General features: G+C 69.5%; 15 protein-coding genes. 4 read left to right on the top strand and 11 right to left on the bottom strand.

Annotation, left to right across the window (positions count from 1 at the left end; genetic code table 11):
• Positions 1 to 62 precede the first annotated feature (62 nt).
• Positions 63 to 1,901: a D-alanyl-D-alanine carboxypeptidase gene (locus KV397_RS01625; protein ID WP_261812003.1), complete on the top strand. Its 1,839-nt coding sequence runs from the start codon at positions 63 to 65 to the stop codon at positions 1,899 to 1,901.
• 72 nt (positions 1,902 to 1,973) lie between these two features.
• Here the strand turns inward: KV397_RS01625 and KV397_RS01620 are convergent, their stop codons facing one another.
• Positions 1,974 to 4,226 (bottom strand): ABC transporter ATP-binding protein, encoded by a 2,253-nt coding sequence (locus KV397_RS01620; protein ID WP_131493345.1) that lies wholly within the window; start codon positions 4,224 to 4,226, stop codon positions 1,974 to 1,976.
• Positions 4,223 to 5,950: an ABC transporter ATP-binding protein gene (locus KV397_RS01615; protein WP_261812002.1), complete on the bottom strand. Its 1,728-nt coding sequence runs from the start codon at positions 5,948 to 5,950 to the stop codon at positions 4,223 to 4,225. Before KV397_RS01615 ends, KV397_RS01620 begins: the two co-directional genes overlap by 4 nt.
• Positions 5,951 to 6,182: 232 nt before the next feature.
• Here KV397_RS01615 and KV397_RS01610 point away from each other — a divergent pair, with 232 nt between their 5' ends.
• The gene (locus KV397_RS01610; protein WP_261812001.1) at positions 6,183 to 7,244 is read left to right on the top strand and encodes a hypothetical protein; all 1,062 of its coding nucleotides are present in this window, start codon (positions 6,183 to 6,185) and stop codon (positions 7,242 to 7,244) included.
• Complete coding sequence (locus KV397_RS01605; RefSeq protein ID WP_047520986.1) at positions 7,244 to 7,633, top strand: GntR family transcriptional regulator; 390 nt, start codon at positions 7,244 to 7,246, stop codon at positions 7,631 to 7,633. Before KV397_RS01610 ends, KV397_RS01605 begins: the two co-directional genes overlap by 1 nt.
• A gap of 203 nt (positions 7,634 to 7,836) precedes the next feature.
• Here the strand turns inward: KV397_RS01605 and KV397_RS01600 are convergent, their stop codons facing one another.
• Complete coding sequence (locus KV397_RS01600) at positions 7,837 to 8,898, bottom strand: enoyl-CoA hydratase/isomerase family protein (protein WP_047520988.1); 1,062 nt, start codon at positions 8,896 to 8,898, stop codon at positions 7,837 to 7,839.
• 112 nt (positions 8,899 to 9,010) lie between these two features.
• Here KV397_RS01600 and KV397_RS01595 point away from each other — a divergent pair, with 112 nt between their 5' ends.
• Positions 9,011 to 11,032 carry an ATP-binding cassette domain-containing protein gene (locus KV397_RS01595; protein WP_261812000.1) on the top strand — a complete coding sequence of 674 codons (2,022 nt, stop codon included), beginning with the start codon at positions 9,011 to 9,013 and terminating at the stop codon, positions 11,030 to 11,032.
• A 97-nt stretch (positions 11,033 to 11,129) separates the two neighbouring features.
• Here KV397_RS01595 and KV397_RS01590 read toward each other — a convergent pair whose 3' ends face one another.
• The 8 genes from KV397_RS01590 to KV397_RS01555 all read right to left on the bottom strand — a co-directional run bounded on the left by KV397_RS01590 (position 11,130) and on the right by KV397_RS01555 (position 17,269).
• A complete protein-coding gene (locus tag KV397_RS01590) occupies positions 11,130 to 11,579 on the bottom strand; it encodes a hypothetical protein (RefSeq protein WP_131493338.1) in 450 nt (149 codons plus the stop codon).
• Between the two features lie 95 nt (positions 11,580 to 11,674).
• Positions 11,675 to 12,997, bottom strand: coding sequence for a glutamate-1-semialdehyde 2,1-aminomutase (gene hemL / locus KV397_RS01585; protein ID WP_131493336.1), 1,323 nt, complete (start codon positions 12,995 to 12,997; stop codon positions 11,675 to 11,677).
• 75 nt (positions 12,998 to 13,072) lie between these two features.
• Positions 13,073 to 14,050 (bottom strand): porphobilinogen synthase, encoded by a 978-nt coding sequence (gene hemB, locus KV397_RS01580; RefSeq protein ID WP_131493334.1) that lies wholly within the window; start codon positions 14,048 to 14,050, stop codon positions 13,073 to 13,075.
• Positions 14,047 to 14,847, bottom strand: a complete 801-nt coding sequence (locus KV397_RS01575) for a uroporphyrinogen-III synthase (protein WP_047520995.1) — start codon at positions 14,845 to 14,847, stop codon at positions 14,047 to 14,049. The genes hemB and KV397_RS01575 overlap by 4 nt, the downstream gene beginning before the upstream one ends.
• On the bottom strand, positions 14,844 to 15,839 hold the full coding sequence (gene hemC, locus KV397_RS01570; protein ID WP_153243004.1) for a hydroxymethylbilane synthase: 996 nt from the start codon (positions 15,837 to 15,839) through the stop codon (positions 14,844 to 14,846). The genes KV397_RS01575 and hemC overlap by 4 nt, the downstream gene beginning before the upstream one ends.
• 5 nt (positions 15,840 to 15,844) lie before the next feature.
• On the bottom strand, positions 15,845 to 16,525 hold the full coding sequence (gene hemQ, locus KV397_RS01565; protein WP_047520999.1) for a hydrogen peroxide-dependent heme synthase: 681 nt from the start codon (positions 16,523 to 16,525) through the stop codon (positions 15,845 to 15,847).
• A 77-nt stretch (positions 16,526 to 16,602) separates the two neighbouring features.
• A complete protein-coding gene (locus tag KV397_RS01560) occupies positions 16,603 to 16,875 on the bottom strand; it encodes a hypothetical protein (protein WP_047521001.1) in 273 nt (90 codons plus the stop codon).
• Positions 16,862 to 17,269 (bottom strand): phage holin family protein, encoded by a 408-nt coding sequence (locus KV397_RS01555; protein WP_021198266.1) that lies wholly within the window; start codon positions 17,267 to 17,269, stop codon positions 16,862 to 16,864. Before KV397_RS01555 ends, KV397_RS01560 begins: the two co-directional genes overlap by 14 nt.

The following is a 17,269-nucleotide window of genomic DNA, read 5'->3' as shown; positions in this document are numbered from 1 at the left end:
CACCGGCGTGGCGACAGGGCTTCGCGCCGCGGAACACGCCGGGGATTGGGTACCGTAAACGAGTGACCGCTTCAGATCCCGCCGACGAGGCGACGGGCGTCGTCAGCGACGACGGCTCGCGGACGGCCGCCCCCTCCGGGCCCGTGGACGACCTGGCGATCGCGTCGGACCCCGCCGCCCCCGCATCGGAGAGCGCCGCACCCTTCGCCGCCGATCGACTCTTCGCCGGCGACACGCCCCCGTCGGATCCCTCCGTCGTCTCCGCTGTCCCGGTCGACGCCGCCGCGATCGGCGCGCTGTTCACGGTCGACCGGACGCCCGCACGACGTCGCGGCACGGCTTCGTCGGACGACCCCGCGTCGGCGTCCGATCCGGAGCCCGTGCTCGACCCGGAGCCCGTGCACGACCCGGAACCGGCGGATGGTCCCGCGACTCCGCCACTCACGAAGCCGCCCTTCCACCCCCGCCGACGCGGCGAGGGTGAGGAGGCGCAGGAGCCCGATGAGGCCGAGGCGCTCGTCGACGGCGCGGCCGTGCAGTGGGCCGACGGCACGACGGGCGCGACCGCACTGACCTGGGTCGATGCCGCCGCCGTCGGTGCGCACACGGCCACGGCGACGTTCGAGCAGACCCCGGAAACCGAACAGAACGGCGGGCTCCTCCGTGGGGCTCGCTTGCGGCCGGCCATCGCTCGCCCGGGAATCCTGGTGCCGCTCGTCGCGCTCACCGCGCTGGTCGCCGGCTATGCGGGCACGACGTTGCTCTGGCCGCTGCACGAGGTGCCGCCGACGGCGCAGTCCGTCGAGTTCGACACGGTTCCCGCTCCCGCCGCGACGATCACCTGGCCGAGTGAGGGCAGCGCGTCCGTCGGCATCGCCGGGCTCACCACCGCGGCGTCGATCACCGATCCGGTGAGCATCGCGAGCATCACCAAGGTCGTGAGCAGCTTGATGGTTCTCGACCGCATGCCCCTCGCCCTCGGCGAGCAGGGGCCGGAGTTCGGCTTCAGTTACCGCGACAGCGTGGACTACTGGAACTACCGGCGCAGCGATCAGTCCGCACTGGATGTCCCCGTCGACGGCGTCCTCACCGAGTACCAGATGCTCCAGGGCACCCTCCTCGGGTCGGCGAACAACTACATCGACCGGCTGGCCTCCGAGATCTGGGGCTCGGACCAGGAGTTCGCGGCCGCCGCCGAGGTGTGGCTGCGCGATCGTGCGCTCACCGACATCACGGTGGTCACCCCCTCCGGGTTCGACGAGCGCAATGTGGCGACCCCTGCGGCCCTGATCAAGCTCGGCGAGCTGGCCATGCAGAACCCCGTGTTCGCGGAGATCGTCGGCACCCGGTCAGTGGACCTCCCGGGTGCGGGCACGGTCGTCAACACCAACGGGATGCTCGCCGATCCGGGCGTCGTCGGCATCAAGACCGGCACGCTGGTCGGCTGGAACCTGCTGACGGCGAAAGACCTGACGATCGGGGACACCACGGTGCACCTGTTCGCGGCGGCGCTGAATCAGGCGGGCGACGACGAGCGCCTCGCTCTCACCCGTTCGCTGTTCGCCGAGACGGAGGCCGCCCTGGATGCACAGGAGGCAGCGGTCGCGAAGGGCACGGTCGTCGGACAGGTCACGACCGACTGGGGCGAGAAGGTCGACGTGGTCACCGAATCCGATGCCGATGTCGTGCTGTGGAACGGTGCTGTCGCCACTGCGACCACGGCCTTCGATCTCGGCGAAAAGCGGGACGAGGACGCCACCGTGGGCACCTTGACCGCGGCCGGACCACTCAACACCGTGACGGTTCCCCTGGTCCTGGCCGATGACGTCGAAGGGCCGAGCCCGTGGTGGCGCCTGACCCACCCCCTGGAACTGCTCGGGATCACAGACGACGGGTCCTGACACTTCGCTCGGCCGAGTACAGCACGACGCCCCATCCCGCGTGAGCAGGATGGGGCGTCTGCGTGATGCCGCTCAGTCGCGAGAGGCGGAGCCGTCGGCCCCCTCCTCGAGAAGCGCCTGGGCAGCAGCCGTCTCGGCGGCAGGAACCTGCGCCCCCACCGACGCGCCGGCGACGGCCGCAGCCGCGTGCACGCTCTCCTCGTCCGCGTCACCGGTGACCACGACGGGCGTCGAGCCGGTGAGGGCCTCTTCGGCGTCGATGTCTGTGGCCGCCTGCTCGAACTGCGACTGGTACAGGCGCCAGTAGGCTCCCTGCGCGGCGATCAGCTCGTCGTGCGTGCCCTTCTCCACGATGTCGCCGTGCTCCATCACGAGGATGAGGTCGGCATCGCGAATGGTCGACAGACGGTGCGCGATCACGAAGGACGTACGTCCCTTGCGAAGGGCGGCCATCGCGTGCTGCAGCAACAACTCGGTGCGGGTGTCGACGGCCGACGTGGCCTCATCGAGGATGAGGATCGACGGCTGTGCGACGAACGCGCGCGCGATGGTGATGAGCTGACGCTCGCCCGCGGAGACGTTCGCGGCATCCTCGTCGAGCACCGTGTCGTAGCCCTCGGGGAGGGCGTGGACGAAGCGGTCGACGTAGGTCGCCTTCGCCGCGGCGAGGACCTCGTCGTCGGTCGCGGTGGAGCGGCCGTAGCGGATGTTCTCGCGGATGCTCCCCGCGAACAGCCACGGATCCTGCAGCACCATGCCGGTGCGCGACCGCAGCTCATCCCGGGTCACCTCGGCGATGTCCTGACCGTCGAGCATGATGCGTCCGCCGCTGAGCTCGTAGAAGCGCATGATCAGGTTGACCAGAGTCGTCTTCCCCGCTCCGGTCGGCCCCACGATCGCGACGGTCTGCCCCGGCTCCACCCGGAACGACAGGTCTTTGATCAGCGGACGATCCGGCGTGTACGAGAATGCGACGTTCTCGAACTCGATGACGCCCTTGCCCTCGACGAGCTCCGGAGCATCGGCATCGTCCGCCTCCTGCTCGTCCGCATCGAGGAGCTGGAACACGCGCTCCGCCGACGCCGTACCCGACTGGACCACCGCAGCCATGCCGCCGAGCTCGGAGAGCGGCTGCGTGAACTGCTGCGAGTACTGGATGAACGCCTGCACATCGCCGAGACGGAGCTGTCCGTTCGCGACCATCAGACCACCGAGCACCGCGATGCCCACGTAGCTGAGGTTTCCGACGAACATCATCGCCGGCATGATGATGCCGGACAGGAACTGCGCCTTGAAGCTGGCCTGGAACAGCTCTTCGTTCTCGGCCTGGAACTTGTCGAGCGCGTCTTTCTCACGTCCGAAGACCTTCACCAGCGCGTGGCCGGAGAACGCCTCCTCGACGCGGGCGTTGAGCCGTCCGACCTTGCGCCACTGCGTGCCGAAGGCCTTCTGCGAGCGCGGACCGATGATGCCGAAGATCACACCCATCAGCGGCAGCGTGATGAGGGCGACGAGCGCGAGCTGCCAGGAGATCGAGAACATCATCACGAGCACGCCGATCACGGTGAGCACGGAGGTGAGCGCACCGGACAGCGATTGCTGCATCGTCTGGGTGATGTTGTCGATGTCGTTCGTGACGCGCGAGATCAGCTCACCGCGCTGCACCTTGTCGAAGTACGACAGGGGCAGACGGTTGATCTTCGCCTCGACCGCCTCGCGCAGACGCCACATGGTGCGCACCATGATCACGTTGATGACGTACCCCTGGATCCAGGTGAGGAACGCCGCGGCGACATAGATGGCGAGGACAGCGGCGATGACCAGGCGCAGCGCGCCGAAGTCGACACCCTGACCGACGGTGAAGTCACCCAGCGCGCCGATCTGATTCGCGAAGTCGTCCTGACCCGCGCCTCGCAGCGCCTCGACCACGACGTCCTGCGATGTTCCTGCCGGGAACCCCGGGGAGTCGCCGTTCGGCTGCCCGAGTTGGATGGAGATGAACCCCTTGTAGACGAGGTTCGTCGCCTCGGCGAGCACCTTGGGCGCGGCGACCGTCAGCACGACGCCCAGCGCACCCAGGATCGACACGAAGACGAACCAGAGTGCCGAGGGCTTCAGCAACCCGATCATGCGCGCGAAGCTCGGCCCGAAGTTGTCGGCCTTGCCCGGCGCGACGCTGTCCCAGTCGCCGGAGTTCTGTCGGGCCTGCTCCGCGAGCTCGGCCTCGTACTTCTCCTCCGCCGTCAGTTCGACCTCGGCCACGGGAGCCGTGGCCTTGCGGCGGCTACGCGTGGGCTTGCCCTGTTCCTTGTTCTGCTCGCTCATGCGTCCACCCCCAGCTGCGACTCGACGATCTCGCGGTAGGTCTCGCTCGTCTCGAGCAGTTCCTCGTGCGTGCCGACGCCCACCATCGTGCCGCCGTCGAGGACGACGATGCGGTCGGCGTCCGTGATGGTGGAGATGCGCTGGGCGACCACGATCTTCGTCACATGCGGGAGCTCCCTCCACAACGCCTGGCGGAGCCGGGCATCGGTGGTCAGATCGAGTGCAGAGAACGAGTCGTCGAAGACGAGGATCTGCGGCTGGTGCACGATCGCACGCGCGATCGCGAGACGCTGGCGCTGACCGCCCGAGACGTTCGTACCACCCTGCGCGATCCGCGAATCGAGTCCGTCCGGCATCTCCTCGACGAAGTCGCGACCCTGCGCGATGTCGAGCGCATGCCAGAGTTCTTCGTCGGTCGCATCTTCACGCCCGTAGCGCAGGTTCGATGCGACGGTTCCGGTGAAGAGGAAAGGACGCTGCGGCACCAGTCCGATGCTGTCCCACAGCGCCTCGACGTCGGCCTCGCGCACGTCCGTGCCGCCGACGTGCACCGCGCCGCCCGAGACGTCGAAGAGACGCGGGATGAGCGACACGAGCGTCGTCTTGCCCGATCCGGTCGAACCGACGATCGCGACGGTCTCACCCGGCTGCGCTGCGAAGCTGATGCCGGTGAGGACCGGCGAATCGGCTCCGGGGTAGGTGAACTCGACGTCGTCGAGCGCCACGGATCCCGGTACCGGGAACTCGGTGACGCCGTTCTCGGGACGGATCAGCGTGGATTCGGAGTCGAGCACCTCGCCGATGCGCTCGGCCGAGACCGCAGCGCGCGGGATCATCATCGCCATGAAGCTCGCCATGATCACGCCGCCCATGATCTGGCCGATGTACTGCATGAAGGCGAACAGCGTGCCGACCTGCACCGTGCCGTTGTTCACCTCGATGCCGCCGAACCAGATGACCGAGACGACGGTGACGTTGAGGATGAGCATGAACAGGGGGAAGAGCAGCACGAACAACGAGCCGACCTTGCGACCGACGACCATGATGTCGGTGTTCGCCCCGCGGAAGCGCTCCTCTTCGATGCCCTCGCGCACGAACGCACGGACGACGCGGACACCGGTGAGCTGCTCCCGCATGATGCGGTTCACGTTGTCGAGCTTGCCCTGGTAGCTGCGGAACAGCGGGACCATGCGACCGATCACGAGTGCGGCGAGGATCAGCAGCAGCGGCACCGAGATCGCGATCAGCCAGCTGAGTGTCACCTCGGTACGCACGGCGAAGATGATGCCGCCGATCGCGAGCAGCGGCGCCGTGACGAGCATGGTCGCGCCCATCATCGCGAGCATCTGCACCTGCTGAACGTCGTTCGTGTTGCGCGTGATGAGCGAGCCGGCGCCGAACTGCGAGACCTCGCGCTCAGAGAAGCCACTGACCTTGCCGAACACGTCGGAACGGATGTCGCGTCCGGCGCCCATCGCGGCGCGCGCGGCGAAGTAGGTCGCGGTGACCGACGCGACGATCTGCCCGAGCGAGACCGCGAGCATGAACAGGCCGGTACGCCAGATGTAGGCGGTGTCACCGCGGGCGACGCCGTTGTCGATGATGTCGGCGTTCAGACTCGGGAGGTAGAGGGTGCCTGCCACGCTGGCGAGCTGGAAGACCAGCACCGCGAGCAACAGCCACCGGTATCGAGAGAGATAGCGGAAGAGGATTTTTCCCAGCACAGGCGGACTTTCTAGGAAGGATGAAGCGGCGGGTTTCTCGGCAGACGGATGCCGACCGACAACCGGCCACAAGACAGAGTGCCACGATCCGCGGACATTCGTATCCCCCTTTGGATGGACCTTCGCTGACAGCGAACCGGTTTCCCGTATGATCAGCGGTTCGGTCCGAGCTTGTATTTACGCACTGATACAACTTGTGATAGACATGCAGTACAAAGAGAACGGACTGCGCATGCCTGACCTTTTCACCTCCCCGCTCGCCTCCGCTCTGTGGCGCCTGGATGGCTGGCAGATGCTCGGCGCGCTCTTCACGATGCCGTGGGTCTCTCTGGTCGTCGCGGCGGTCATCGCGTGCGGCATCTGCGTGTTCCCCGGAAGGCGCGTGCAGAGGGAGAGCCGGATGCGGCTCGGGGCGGCCACAGCCGGCGGCGTCGTCGCCCGCTACTCGCGAGAGCACCGCACGATCGGTCTGACGGCGATCGGAGTGGTCGTCGTCTTCCTCGCCGACAATCTGATCACCGGATACGTGCTCGATCTCAACGGCGTCATCTCCTGGTGGCGGTACGCGATGCCGGTGTTCACGGCGTCCGTCGGCATCGGACTCCTGCTCGCGATCGTCGCGACCCTCGGGAGCACACCCCCGGAACGACCGGTCGCCGTTCCCCGCCGCACGTGGCTGACCTTCAGTCCGCGCGCAGGAACGGCGGGAGCCGCCCTCGCAGTGCTTGCTCTCACGGCGACCACGGTCCTGGCCGGTCTCGCTTCGTCGAACATCAACGGGGGTCCCTATGTCTTCCTCGAGATCGAGATCAACAACGAGCAGATCGACCCGCTCCGACCCTGGTTCTACGGCTGGGCGTACGGCATCCCCGTGCTGATCTGCACCGCGGTCCTCCTGGCAGTCATGGTGGCCGCGCTCCACGCGAGCGCCGTCCGCCCGTTCCTGCGCCCGGAGACGGTGGCCGCAGAGCAGCGGGAACGCCGCGATGTCGCGACGGCGATCACCCGGACGGCGACGTCGGCACTCCTCCTCTCCCTTGCGGGGGCGTGGCGGTTCATCGCCGATGCCGGATCGGTCGTCGGTCTGACCGTCCAGCGCGACGGCGGCTCGGACTCCTACACGGCATTCTGGCGATACGGCGAGATCGCAGGTGTCGGAGGCGGTCTGGCACCGTTGCTGGAGATCGCCGCCTTCGTGCTCCTCTTCCTGGTGATCGCGCAGCTGTACCCGCGCGATCACGGCGCGCGTACGGGCACCGAGGCCGAGAGCCCCGCCGACAGCGAGGCCGTGTGATGAGCCCGAATCCGAAGCTCTCGGCGGCAGATGAGACCAATCCTGCGCTCGACATCTACCGGCAGTTGCGCGGCCTCATCGTCTCGGGCCAGCTCGGTGCCGGCGAACGACTGCCGACCGTCCGCCAGACGGCGAGCGATCTGGGCGTCGCTCCCGGCACCGCCGCACGCGCCTACAAGATGCTCGAGGCGGACGGACTGGTGATTTCGCGGACCGCCGCCGGCACGCGTGTCTCCGAGTCGGCCGGGGTCCTCCCGGCCTCAGTGATCCGCCGCCTCCGCGACCTGGTCGACGAGGCCGACCCCCTCGGCGCCGAGCTCGACGACATCGTCGATGTGCTGCGGACGATCTGGCAGTCGCGGACGACGCCAGAGGACGCCGGGGAGTAGCCCGATCCCGCTCCGGCCCGGCCCACCTGTCGGGGACTCCCTGCCCGCCTGTCGGGAGTTCTGGGCCGAACCGACTGGAAACGGCCGAAACCGTCCGACAAGCGGGCACACTCCCGACGGGTGTGCACCGCACGCGGGCACGCTCCCGACGGGTGTGCACCGCACGCGGGCACGCTCCCGGCGGCCCCGCACACCGCGCAGCGTCAGAACAGCGGCGGCCGGGGCACGTACGCCCGCGCCGGGGCACCCGCATCCGGGGCGAGCTCGGCCAGCGTCGGCGGGTCCCACTTCGGGTTGCGGTCCTTGTCGACGAGCTGCGCGCGGATACCCTCGACGAGGTCCGGGTGCTCGTTGACGAACCACAGCACCCGCCGGTACTCGCCCTCGAGGGCAGCCCGCAACCCCGGGAGCTCGCGCGCTTCGCGCACGGCATCGAGCGTGACCGTGAGGCCGGTGGGGGCGAGGCCCGCCAAGAGCTCAGCCGTGGCGGCGGCCTCCGCGGTGCCCTGCGCCTGCAGGCGGTCGATGATCTCGCTCACGGTCGCGGCCGAGAACGCTTCGTCGACCCACGCCTTCGATGCGGGCAGCTGCGTGGGCTCCGGCGTCTCGTCGAAGAGCAGGACGATCTCGCTCGGGCCGGTCGGATCCGCACGGAACGCCAGGGCCTCCCGCAGCGCGTCCAGACGATCAGACGGCACGAAGTGGTCGGCGAACCCCAGGTAGACGGCATCCGCTCCGCTCATCGTCGCGCCGGTCAGCCCGAAATACTCCCCGAATCGGCCGGGCGCTCGTCCGAGCAGCCAGGTGCCGCCGACATCGGGCGTGAACCCGATCCGGGTCTCGGGCATCGCCAGCTTCGAGCGCTCCGTGACGATGCGGATCGCCGCATGACCAGCCAGGCCGATCCCCCCGCCCATCGTGATGCCGTCGGCGAACGCCACGACCGGCTTCGGATACTCCGCGATCATCGCGTTCAACGCATACTCCGCGCGGAAGAACTCGGCGGTGCGCTCGGACTCCCCGGCGACGATCTGCGCGTGCAGCGCACGCACGTCTCCGCCGGCGCACATGCCGCGTTCCCCCGCCCCGTCGATCAGCACGATCTGCACGTCGGTGTCGTCGCGCCAGGCGTCGAGCGCCTCGGTGAGCGTCTCGATCATCCCCTCGTCGAGCGCGTTGATCGCCTCCGGACGATTGAGGGTGAGCCGCCCGAGTGCTCCTTCGGTGCGGATGAGGACACGGGATGCAGCCTGGGATTCGGTCACGCGTGCCAGGTTACCGCTTCGCCGAGGGCGGAGAATCCGCGCGAAATGCGGGATCCGACAGGCTTTTCCGGCAGGATAGGGAGGAACTGTTCACTGCGACGAGAGGTCACGGATGCCTGAAGGACAGGTGCTGGAGTTCACGCACGTGACGAAGCGCTTCAATGAGGTGACCGCCGTCTCGGACTTCTCCGCGCGCGTCGAGCCCGGCGCCGTCACCGCCTTCCTCGGCCCGAACGGAGCCGGCAAGACCACCACCCTGCGAATCCTCCTCGGTCAGGTGCGCGCCACCTCCGGAACGGCCACGATCGGCGGGACGGCCTACGCGGAGCTCCGCCAGCCGCTGCGCACCATCGGTGCCGTCCTGGAAGAGACCGTCTATCGCCCTCGGCGCACCGCCGAACGTCAGCTGACGATCGCCGCCAAGGCGAACGGCATCCCGCTGGCCCGCGTCGGAGAGGTTCTGTCCCTCGTCGGCTTGGACTCCGAAGGCGACTCCCGGATCGGCGGCTTCTCGCTCGGCATGCGTCAGAGGCTGAGCGTCGCGCACGCCCTTCTCGGCGACCCGGGTGCGCTCGTCTTCGACGAGCCGGCCAACGGGCTCGACCCCGAGGGCATCCGCTGGATGCGCCTGCTGATGCGCCGCCTCGCCGACGAAGGACGCACGGTACTCGTGTCCTCGCACGTCCTCAGCGAGGTGGAGCAGGTCGCCGACAACGTCCTGGTCCTCTCGAAGGGCCGGTTGGTGCTGGCGAGCGGTATCGAGACGCTCGCCGACCCGCAAGGCGGCTCCGTCATCGTGGATGCCGCGGATCGTGGTGCGCTTCGTGTCGCGCTCGACGCGGCAGGATTCGACATCGAGGTCCTGCGCTCCGGCCTGACCGTGCGCGGCGGCGACGCCGGGACCGTCGGAGCTGTCGCCGCGGAGGCCGGAATCGCCCTGAGCACGCTCGTGCAGCGCGGCCCGACCCTGGAAGACGTCTTCATCGACCTCATGCGCGGCGGCCGACTCGCGCCCCGCGCAGACACGAACACGCCGCCGCTCGACGCGCCGGTGCTCGCCGCCACGCCCGACGCCGCTGCCACCGACGCCGCTGACGCCGAGTCCACGGTCGCCATCCCGGTAGCCGCCGCCGCGGCCTGGGCCGCCGAGGCCGCCGCCGCACCCGCCGGTGAAGCCGTTGGTGATGACCTGGCCGCAGCGGCTTCCGCGTCGGCGACCGCCGACGAGGATTCGAACGATGGCGTCTCCGAGCTGTTCACCCCCGAGGCGGACGACGAGACGCCGGTGGATGCCGCTCCCGTCGCTGCACCCGGATACGAGGCGGACGAACCGCTCCCCCACGAAGACCCCGAAGATCGTCACGGCGACGAGGACCACGGCGACACGAGCCGGGACGACGAGACCGACCAGGCCGAGGAGCCCCCGGCGCGGTCATTCGACGAGATCCTGTTCGGCGCGGCAGCCCCCGTCGCCTCCCCCGCGGCCACGGCTGACCGGGAATCGCCGCGGCACGACGTCGCCGAGGTCTTCACGACGAGTGACGACCCCGAGACGGACACTCCCGCACAGACCTCTGAGCACGACGGCACCGCCACAGACGACACCGTCGCGGACGACACCGCCGGAGACGACACCGCCGGAGACGACACCGCCGGAGACGACACCGCCGGAGACGAGCAGATCGTCAGCACGGACGGCGCCGACGCCCACGAGGACGACGCAGCGGAGGATGATGCCCCCGCCGGTGTCGAGATCTTCGCCGACCTCGACACCGCCGCGGACGTCGACGGCGGCGAGGACACTGCCGAGACCGAGGAGGACGCCGATCCGCGGTCGGCAGCCGTCAGCTCGATGCTCGCCGCGGCCGCACGCGCGTACTACGAGGACGAGCCGAAGGACTACCCGCTGGGGCAGGACGCCGAGGCCACCGACGACGCCCCCGTCCAGGACGGTGCCCACTGGAGCGTCGCCTCCACCGGCGTGATCGACACCGTTCCGCTGGCCGAGTCCGAGTCCGAGTCCGAGGAATCGAGCCTCGAGGAATCCGGCGACGCCGAGGCCACCGACGGCCAGGATCACGACGGCGAGAACCACGACGGCCAGAACCATCACGGCGAGACCCACCACGGGTGACCCGCCCGCTCATGCAGCAGAACGCCCTCCCAGCCTGACGGCTGCGGAGGGCGTTCCCTGTCGTGGGGCGCGGATTCGCGCGTCGGTCGCCCTGTGCTCAGGCGGGCCGGGGGCGGATGACCGGTCGGCGGCTCCCCTTCGTCACGGGGGTCGGCGCCGTGGCGACGATCTCCTCGACGTTCGCGGGCTCCGAGGACACGTCGAGTCGGAGCGCCTGCGTGAGCGCGAGGCCGTGCCGGGTCGTGAGGATCAGGCGGCGGTACTGATCGTCGCCCTCGAGGTCGATGACGACGCTCGGGCGACGGCGGCGGATGAGCACGAAGTCGAGGCTGCCCGCGGCCTTCCAGCTTCCCGCGGCCAGGACGCCGGGGATGTGCGTGCCGGGATTCGGCACCCCTCGCAGCCAGGTCCACGCGTCGTCGGTCAGCTGGACCTTGGTGATGGTGTCGCGCACGATCCGGAGGTTCTCGCGGTGGAATGTCGCGGCTCGTTCCAGCGGCGAGAGCACGACTTCGAGTTGCGTCTGGTCCAGCAGCAACGTCACCATGACACTTAGTCTGCCAGCGCCGCCCTGCCAGTTGTCTGGAAGTTGCTCACAGGAACGCAACGATCCCTTGTGGGGTCACGCCATTCCCCGGCACACTACGGGCGAGCCGCCGCCGCGGCCTCCGCGGCAGCCGGCAGCGCCGCTTCGATGAGCCCGAGCTCCTCGTCGCCGTGCGCGGCGGTCAGGAACCAGGCCTCGAAGACACTCGGCGGCAGGGCCACGCCCTGCTCCCGCAGCGTGTGGAAGAACGGCGCATAGCGGAACGACTCCTGCGCCTGGGCCTCGGCGTAGTTCCGCGGCACGGAAGCGCGGAACGAGGCGCTGAACAGGTTGCCCGCCCGCGCGACCGCGTGAGTGACCCCGGCAGATGTGAGCGCGGCGTCCAGCGCCGCGGAGAGCCGAGCGGAGGCGGCATCGATGGTTGCATAGACCTCGGGCGTCGCGAGCCGCAACGTCGCGAGGCCCGCCGCGACCGACAGCGGATTCCCCGAGAGCGTCCCCGCCTGATACACCGGCCCCAAGGGAGCCAGCAGGTCCATGACCTCGGCCCGCCCACCGAGCGCGGCCAGCGGCATCCCCCCGCCGACGACCTTGCCGAAGGTGACGATGTCGGGCAGGTAGTCCTCGCCCTCCGAGGCCTGCAGTCCCCAGAAGCCTGCGGGGTGCACGCGGAACCCGGTGAGCACCTCGTCGAGGATCATCAGCGCACCGTGCGCGTGCGCGGTCTCGGCGATCAGACGGTTGAATCCCGGCAACGGCGGGACGACGCCCATGTTCGCGGCCGACGCCTCGACGATCACGGCCGCGATCCGCTGTCCGTGCTCGGCGAACACCGCGGCCAGCGCCTCGGGGTCGTTGTACCCGATCACGAGCGTCTGCGCAGCGATGGGAGCCGGTACCCCTGCCGATCCGGGGAGCGCCAGGGTCGCGACACCGGAACCCGCTTCTGCGAGAAGACCGTCCGAGTGGCCGTGATAGTGCCCGGCGAACTTCACGAGCAAGTCGCGGCCGGTGGCTCCGCGCGCGAGACGGATCGCTGTCATCGTGGCCTCGGTCCCGGTGGACACCAGTCGAACGCGCTCGATCGGGCGGATCTCACCGAAGCGGACCCGGTCGGCGATCAACGCCGCGAGTTCCACCTCGCCCTCGGTCGGAGCACCGAACGACAGTCCGCGGGTCGCGGCCTCCTGCACCGCCGCGACGACTTCCGGGTGCGCGTGTCCGAGGAGCGCGGGCCCCCACGAGGCCACCAGGTCGACGTACTCGCGCCCCGCCGCATCCGTCACCGTGGCGCCCGTGGCCGACGCCAGGAAACGCGGTGTCCCCCCGACCGAACCGTAGGCGCGCACCGGCGAGTTCACGCCGCCGGGGATCACCGCCCTGGCAGCGGAGAACAGGTCGTCATTGCGGTCGGTCATGAAAGCTCCTTGCGATGCACGGAGCCGTCCCGGCATCCCTTCCAGGCTAACCGTCGTGCACGGGCTCCGAAGACGTCAGTCGCGCAGCCAGCCCGCAGCCTCGGTCGCCCAATAGGTCAGCACCGCATCCGCGCCCGCCCGTCGGATCGAGAGCAGGGATTCGAGCACGGCGGCCCGCCGGTCGATCCAGCCGTTCGCGCCGGCGGCCTCGATCATCGCGTACTCGCCGGAGACCTGGTACGCCCACACCGGAACGCTCACGGTGTCGCGCACCTCCCGCAGCACGTCGAGGAACGCCATCGCCGGCTTGACCATCACGATGTCGGCGCCCTCGGCCTCATCGACGACGGCCTCACGCACGCCCTCGCGGCGGTTGCCGGGGTCGAGCTGGTACGTGCGCCGGTCACCCTTCAGCTGCGAGTCGACAGCCTCACGGAACGGTCCGTAGAAGGCGCTCGCGTACTTCGCGGCGTAGGCGAGGAGAAGCGTGTCGGTGAAGCCCTCGGCATCCAGGGCAGCGCGGATCACCGCGACCTGGCCGTCCATCATGCCGGAGAGCCCGAGGAGCTGCGACCCGGCCCGCGCCTGTGCGAGCGCCATCGAGGTGTACCGCTCCAGCGTCGCGTCGTTGTCGACCGAGCCGTCGGCCGCGAGCACGCCGCAGTGACCGTGGTCGGTGAACTCGTCGAGGCAGAGGTCGGTCTGGACCACGAGTGCGTCGCCGACCTCGGCCGCGAGCGCCGCCGTGGCGAGGTTGAGGATGCCGTGCGGGTCGTCGGCACCGGAGCCGCGGGCGTCGCGGACCTCCGGGACGCCGAAGAGCATCACACCACCGACACCCGCTTCCGCCGCCTCCACCGCCGCCGCGCGCAAGGAATCGATCGAGTGCTGCGCGACACCGGGCATCGAGCCGATCTGCACCGGTTCGGTGAGTCCTTCGCGGACGAACAGCGGGAGCACGAGCTGCCGCGGCTCCAGCGAGGTCTCGCGCACGAGGTCGCGCACGGCCCGAGACCGGCGCAACCGCCTCAGGCGAACATCGGGGTAGCTCACGGTGCGAACTCGTCGGCCGCGTGCGGAAGGGTGAAGTGCGAGACGGCGTCGATCAGTGCGTCGATCGTCTGCCGGTCGGCGACCACCGACACGGGCAGTCCTGCGAGCTGGGCATCCCTCGCCGTCCGTGGGCCGATCGCGGCGAGCAGCGTCTCATCCGGGATCTCCGGGAACTGCTCGCGCACCTGCTGGGCGACCGAGCCGCTGGTGACGAGGATCGCGTTGATGCGGCCGTTCTCGACATCGCGGCGGATGCGCTCCGTCACCGGGACGCCGACCGTCCGGTACGCGACGACACCGTGGACATCGTGCCCCGCCTCGGAGAGCAGACGGCTGAGCACCGGCTTGGCGATCTCGCTGCGCAGGGCGAGGATGCGGCGCGGTTCCTTCTCGAGTCCGATGAGCTGCCGCGCCATCCCCTCGGCGGAGTTGTCCTGCTCGGGGACGAGCGCGACCTCGTAGCCGACGGCCTGCAGAGCAGCGGCCGTCGTCTCACCGACCGCGGCGATCTTGGTCGATCGCGGCACGATCGCCCGATGGGCGAAGAGGACGTCCACGGTCGTCGCACTGGTGATCGTGAGCCAGTCGAACTCTCCGGCGGCGAGCTGCGCGAGCGCGGTGTCGAGCGTCGCCTGGTCGGTGGTCGGGGCGAAGTTGATCAGCGGCGCCACGACGGGGACGGCGCCCAGCGCCCGAAGGCTCGCGGCGACGCTGTCGCCCCACGGCCCGCCACGGGGCACCAGAATGCGCCAGCCGTCCAGCGGTCGGTCCTGCTTGATTTCTTCGGAAGTGGTCATGAGGATTGCTCTCGGGATACGAGGCCGGCCGCCCCTTGATCGAGCAGCCGACGGGCAACAGTGAACCCGAGCTCGCGCGCTGCGTGCATCGGGTCTGCACCATCGGCAGCATCCGCTCCATTGCCACTGCCGTTCCGACGAATATACTCCCCGTTCAGGTCTTCGGTGACGTCGAGGCCGATCCGGCGCCCACCGTCCGTCGCGTAGACCACCGTTCTGACACGGATCGACGAGCCGTCGACGACGGCGTGCGCGGCCATCGGCGCCTGGCATCCCGCATCGAGTCCTTGCAGGATCGCGCGCTCCACCGTGATGGCCAGCCGGGTGTCCCTGTCATCGAGACCGGCGAGGGCGTCGAGCAGCTCCCGGGGCGCGTCCGCACGGGTCTCCACCGCGAGCGAACCCTGCCCCGGAGCGGTCGGCCACTCGGCGAGCCCGAGCTCCTCGCGCTGGAGGGGAGTCCTCGCATCGAGCCGCGACAGCCCTGCCGCAGCGAGGATCACGGCATCCAGCTCGCCCGAGACGACCCGCGCGAGACGTGAATCCACGTTCCCCCGGATGTCGACGACCTCCGCACGCGGCGCGCGCCGGTGGACCTGGGCGATGCGCCGCGGAGAACCGGTGCCGACCGTGCTGCCGGAACGCAGCTCGTGGAGCGGGACGCCGTCGCGGGTGAGGACAACGTCTCGCGGATCCTCTCGTTTCGGCGTCGCGGCGATCACGAGCCCCTCGGGGACTGCCGTCGGCAGGTCCTTGAGCGAGTGGACGAGGAAGTCGCACTCCCCCGCGAGCAGCGCCTCGCGCAATCGCGTGGCGAAGATGCCCTGGCCACCGATCTCGGACAGGGAGGCACGGTTCGTGTCGCCCTCGCTGGTGATCGGGACGAGTTCGACAGGGCGACCGGAGAGCTTCTCGAGCGCGGTCGCGACATGGCCCGACTGCGCCTGCGCGAGCGCGCTGCGACGGGTTCCCAGACGGATGGGGGTGCTCATGGCGCTTACTGGAGGACGTCCGCGATCTCGTCGAACCGGAGCCTGCGCCCCGTGTAGAAGGGCACCTCCTCCTTCACGTACATCCGCGCGTCCGTGTAGCGCAGGTCCCGCATGAGGTCGACGAGGTCGGTGAGCTCATCGGCCTCGAGCGGCAGCAGCCACTCGTAGTCGCCGAGCGCGAAGGACGCGACCGTGTTGGCGAGGACGCCGGTGAACGCCGCGCCCCGGCGTCCGTGGTCGGCCAGCATCGTGCGCCGCTCCTCCTCCGGAGCGAGGTACCACTCGGGCGTGCGCACGAAGGGGTACAGGCACAGCCAGTCCTTGGGCTCGATGCCGCGCAGGAATCCGGGGACGTGTGCGCGGTTGAACTCGGCATCGCGATGGACGCCCATGACGTTCCACACCGGGAGGAGCGGACGCAGGAGCTCGGTGCGGCGCAGGCGTCGAAGGGCCTTCTGCAGCTCTTCCGCGGTGTCGCCGTGCAGCCACACCATGAGATCGGCGTCGGCCTTGAGTCCGGAGACGTCGTAGAAGCCACGAACGGTCACCCCGGAGTCCTCGATGTACGCGACGATCGTCTCGAGCTCCGTCGACTCGCTCTCCGTCACGGGAACATCGGGATTCCGTCGCCAGACGGCCCAGAGTGTGAAGCCGGACGGGTTCTCAGCGCTCTCTTCGGACATCATGCTCCCCAGTCTGCCTCGTTTGTGCAGGAGCCGCTAATCACCCCAGAAGCGGTCCCGACCTCTCGGAACTCCGCGCGTCAGCGGGAGATCACGCGCGCGATCGCCCAGACCGCACCGCCCACGGCCGCAGCGACGCCGACAGCAGCGGCGATCGCACCGATCGGGTTGCGATCGGCGAACACCCGGGCCTTGGCGGCGGCGCGCGTGGAGGCCTTCTCGAGACGGCGCGGCAGGTTGCCCTTGACCTCGATGGCGGCGAGCGCGGCCTTCAGCTCAGCGCGCGCGGAGGCGACGGGGTCGACGATCCCGGCGGGGACGGCGGTGCGCGGCATCGACTCAGAATTCGTCATCGCCGGCCTCCTTCACGAGTCGGATGTCTTCCGCGACGGCCTGCGCCGGGTTCTGGCGCGCGAGGACCTTGCGGAACTTCAGGATGCCGAGCAGCGCGAACAGCAGCACGGCCAGGATCAGGATGCCGAACACGGCGATCGCCGAGAGCCACACGGGCCACCACGATGAGAGTCCGGCGATCGCGAAGACCAGGATCACGGGCACGGCCCAGAACAGGAAGAACAGCGCGACGAGGAACCACACGGAGCCGATACCGGCGTCCTTCGAGGTCCGCGAGATCCACGCCTTCGCGGCGTCGATCTCGGCCTTGACCAGATTCGTGACGAGTTCCGGCAGATCCCCGAGCAGGGTCAGCAGACTGTCGTCGGCACGATCACGGTAACCGCGGGGCAT

Origin of the sequence: Microbacterium aurugineum (assembly GCF_023101205.1) — a bacterium.
In the GTDB taxonomy this organism is placed as follows: Bacteria; Actinomycetota; Actinomycetes; order Actinomycetales; family Microbacteriaceae; genus Microbacterium; species Microbacterium aurugineum.
Note: the sequence above shows the minus strand (reverse complement) of the source record. Positions and strands in the feature narration are given on the sequence as shown.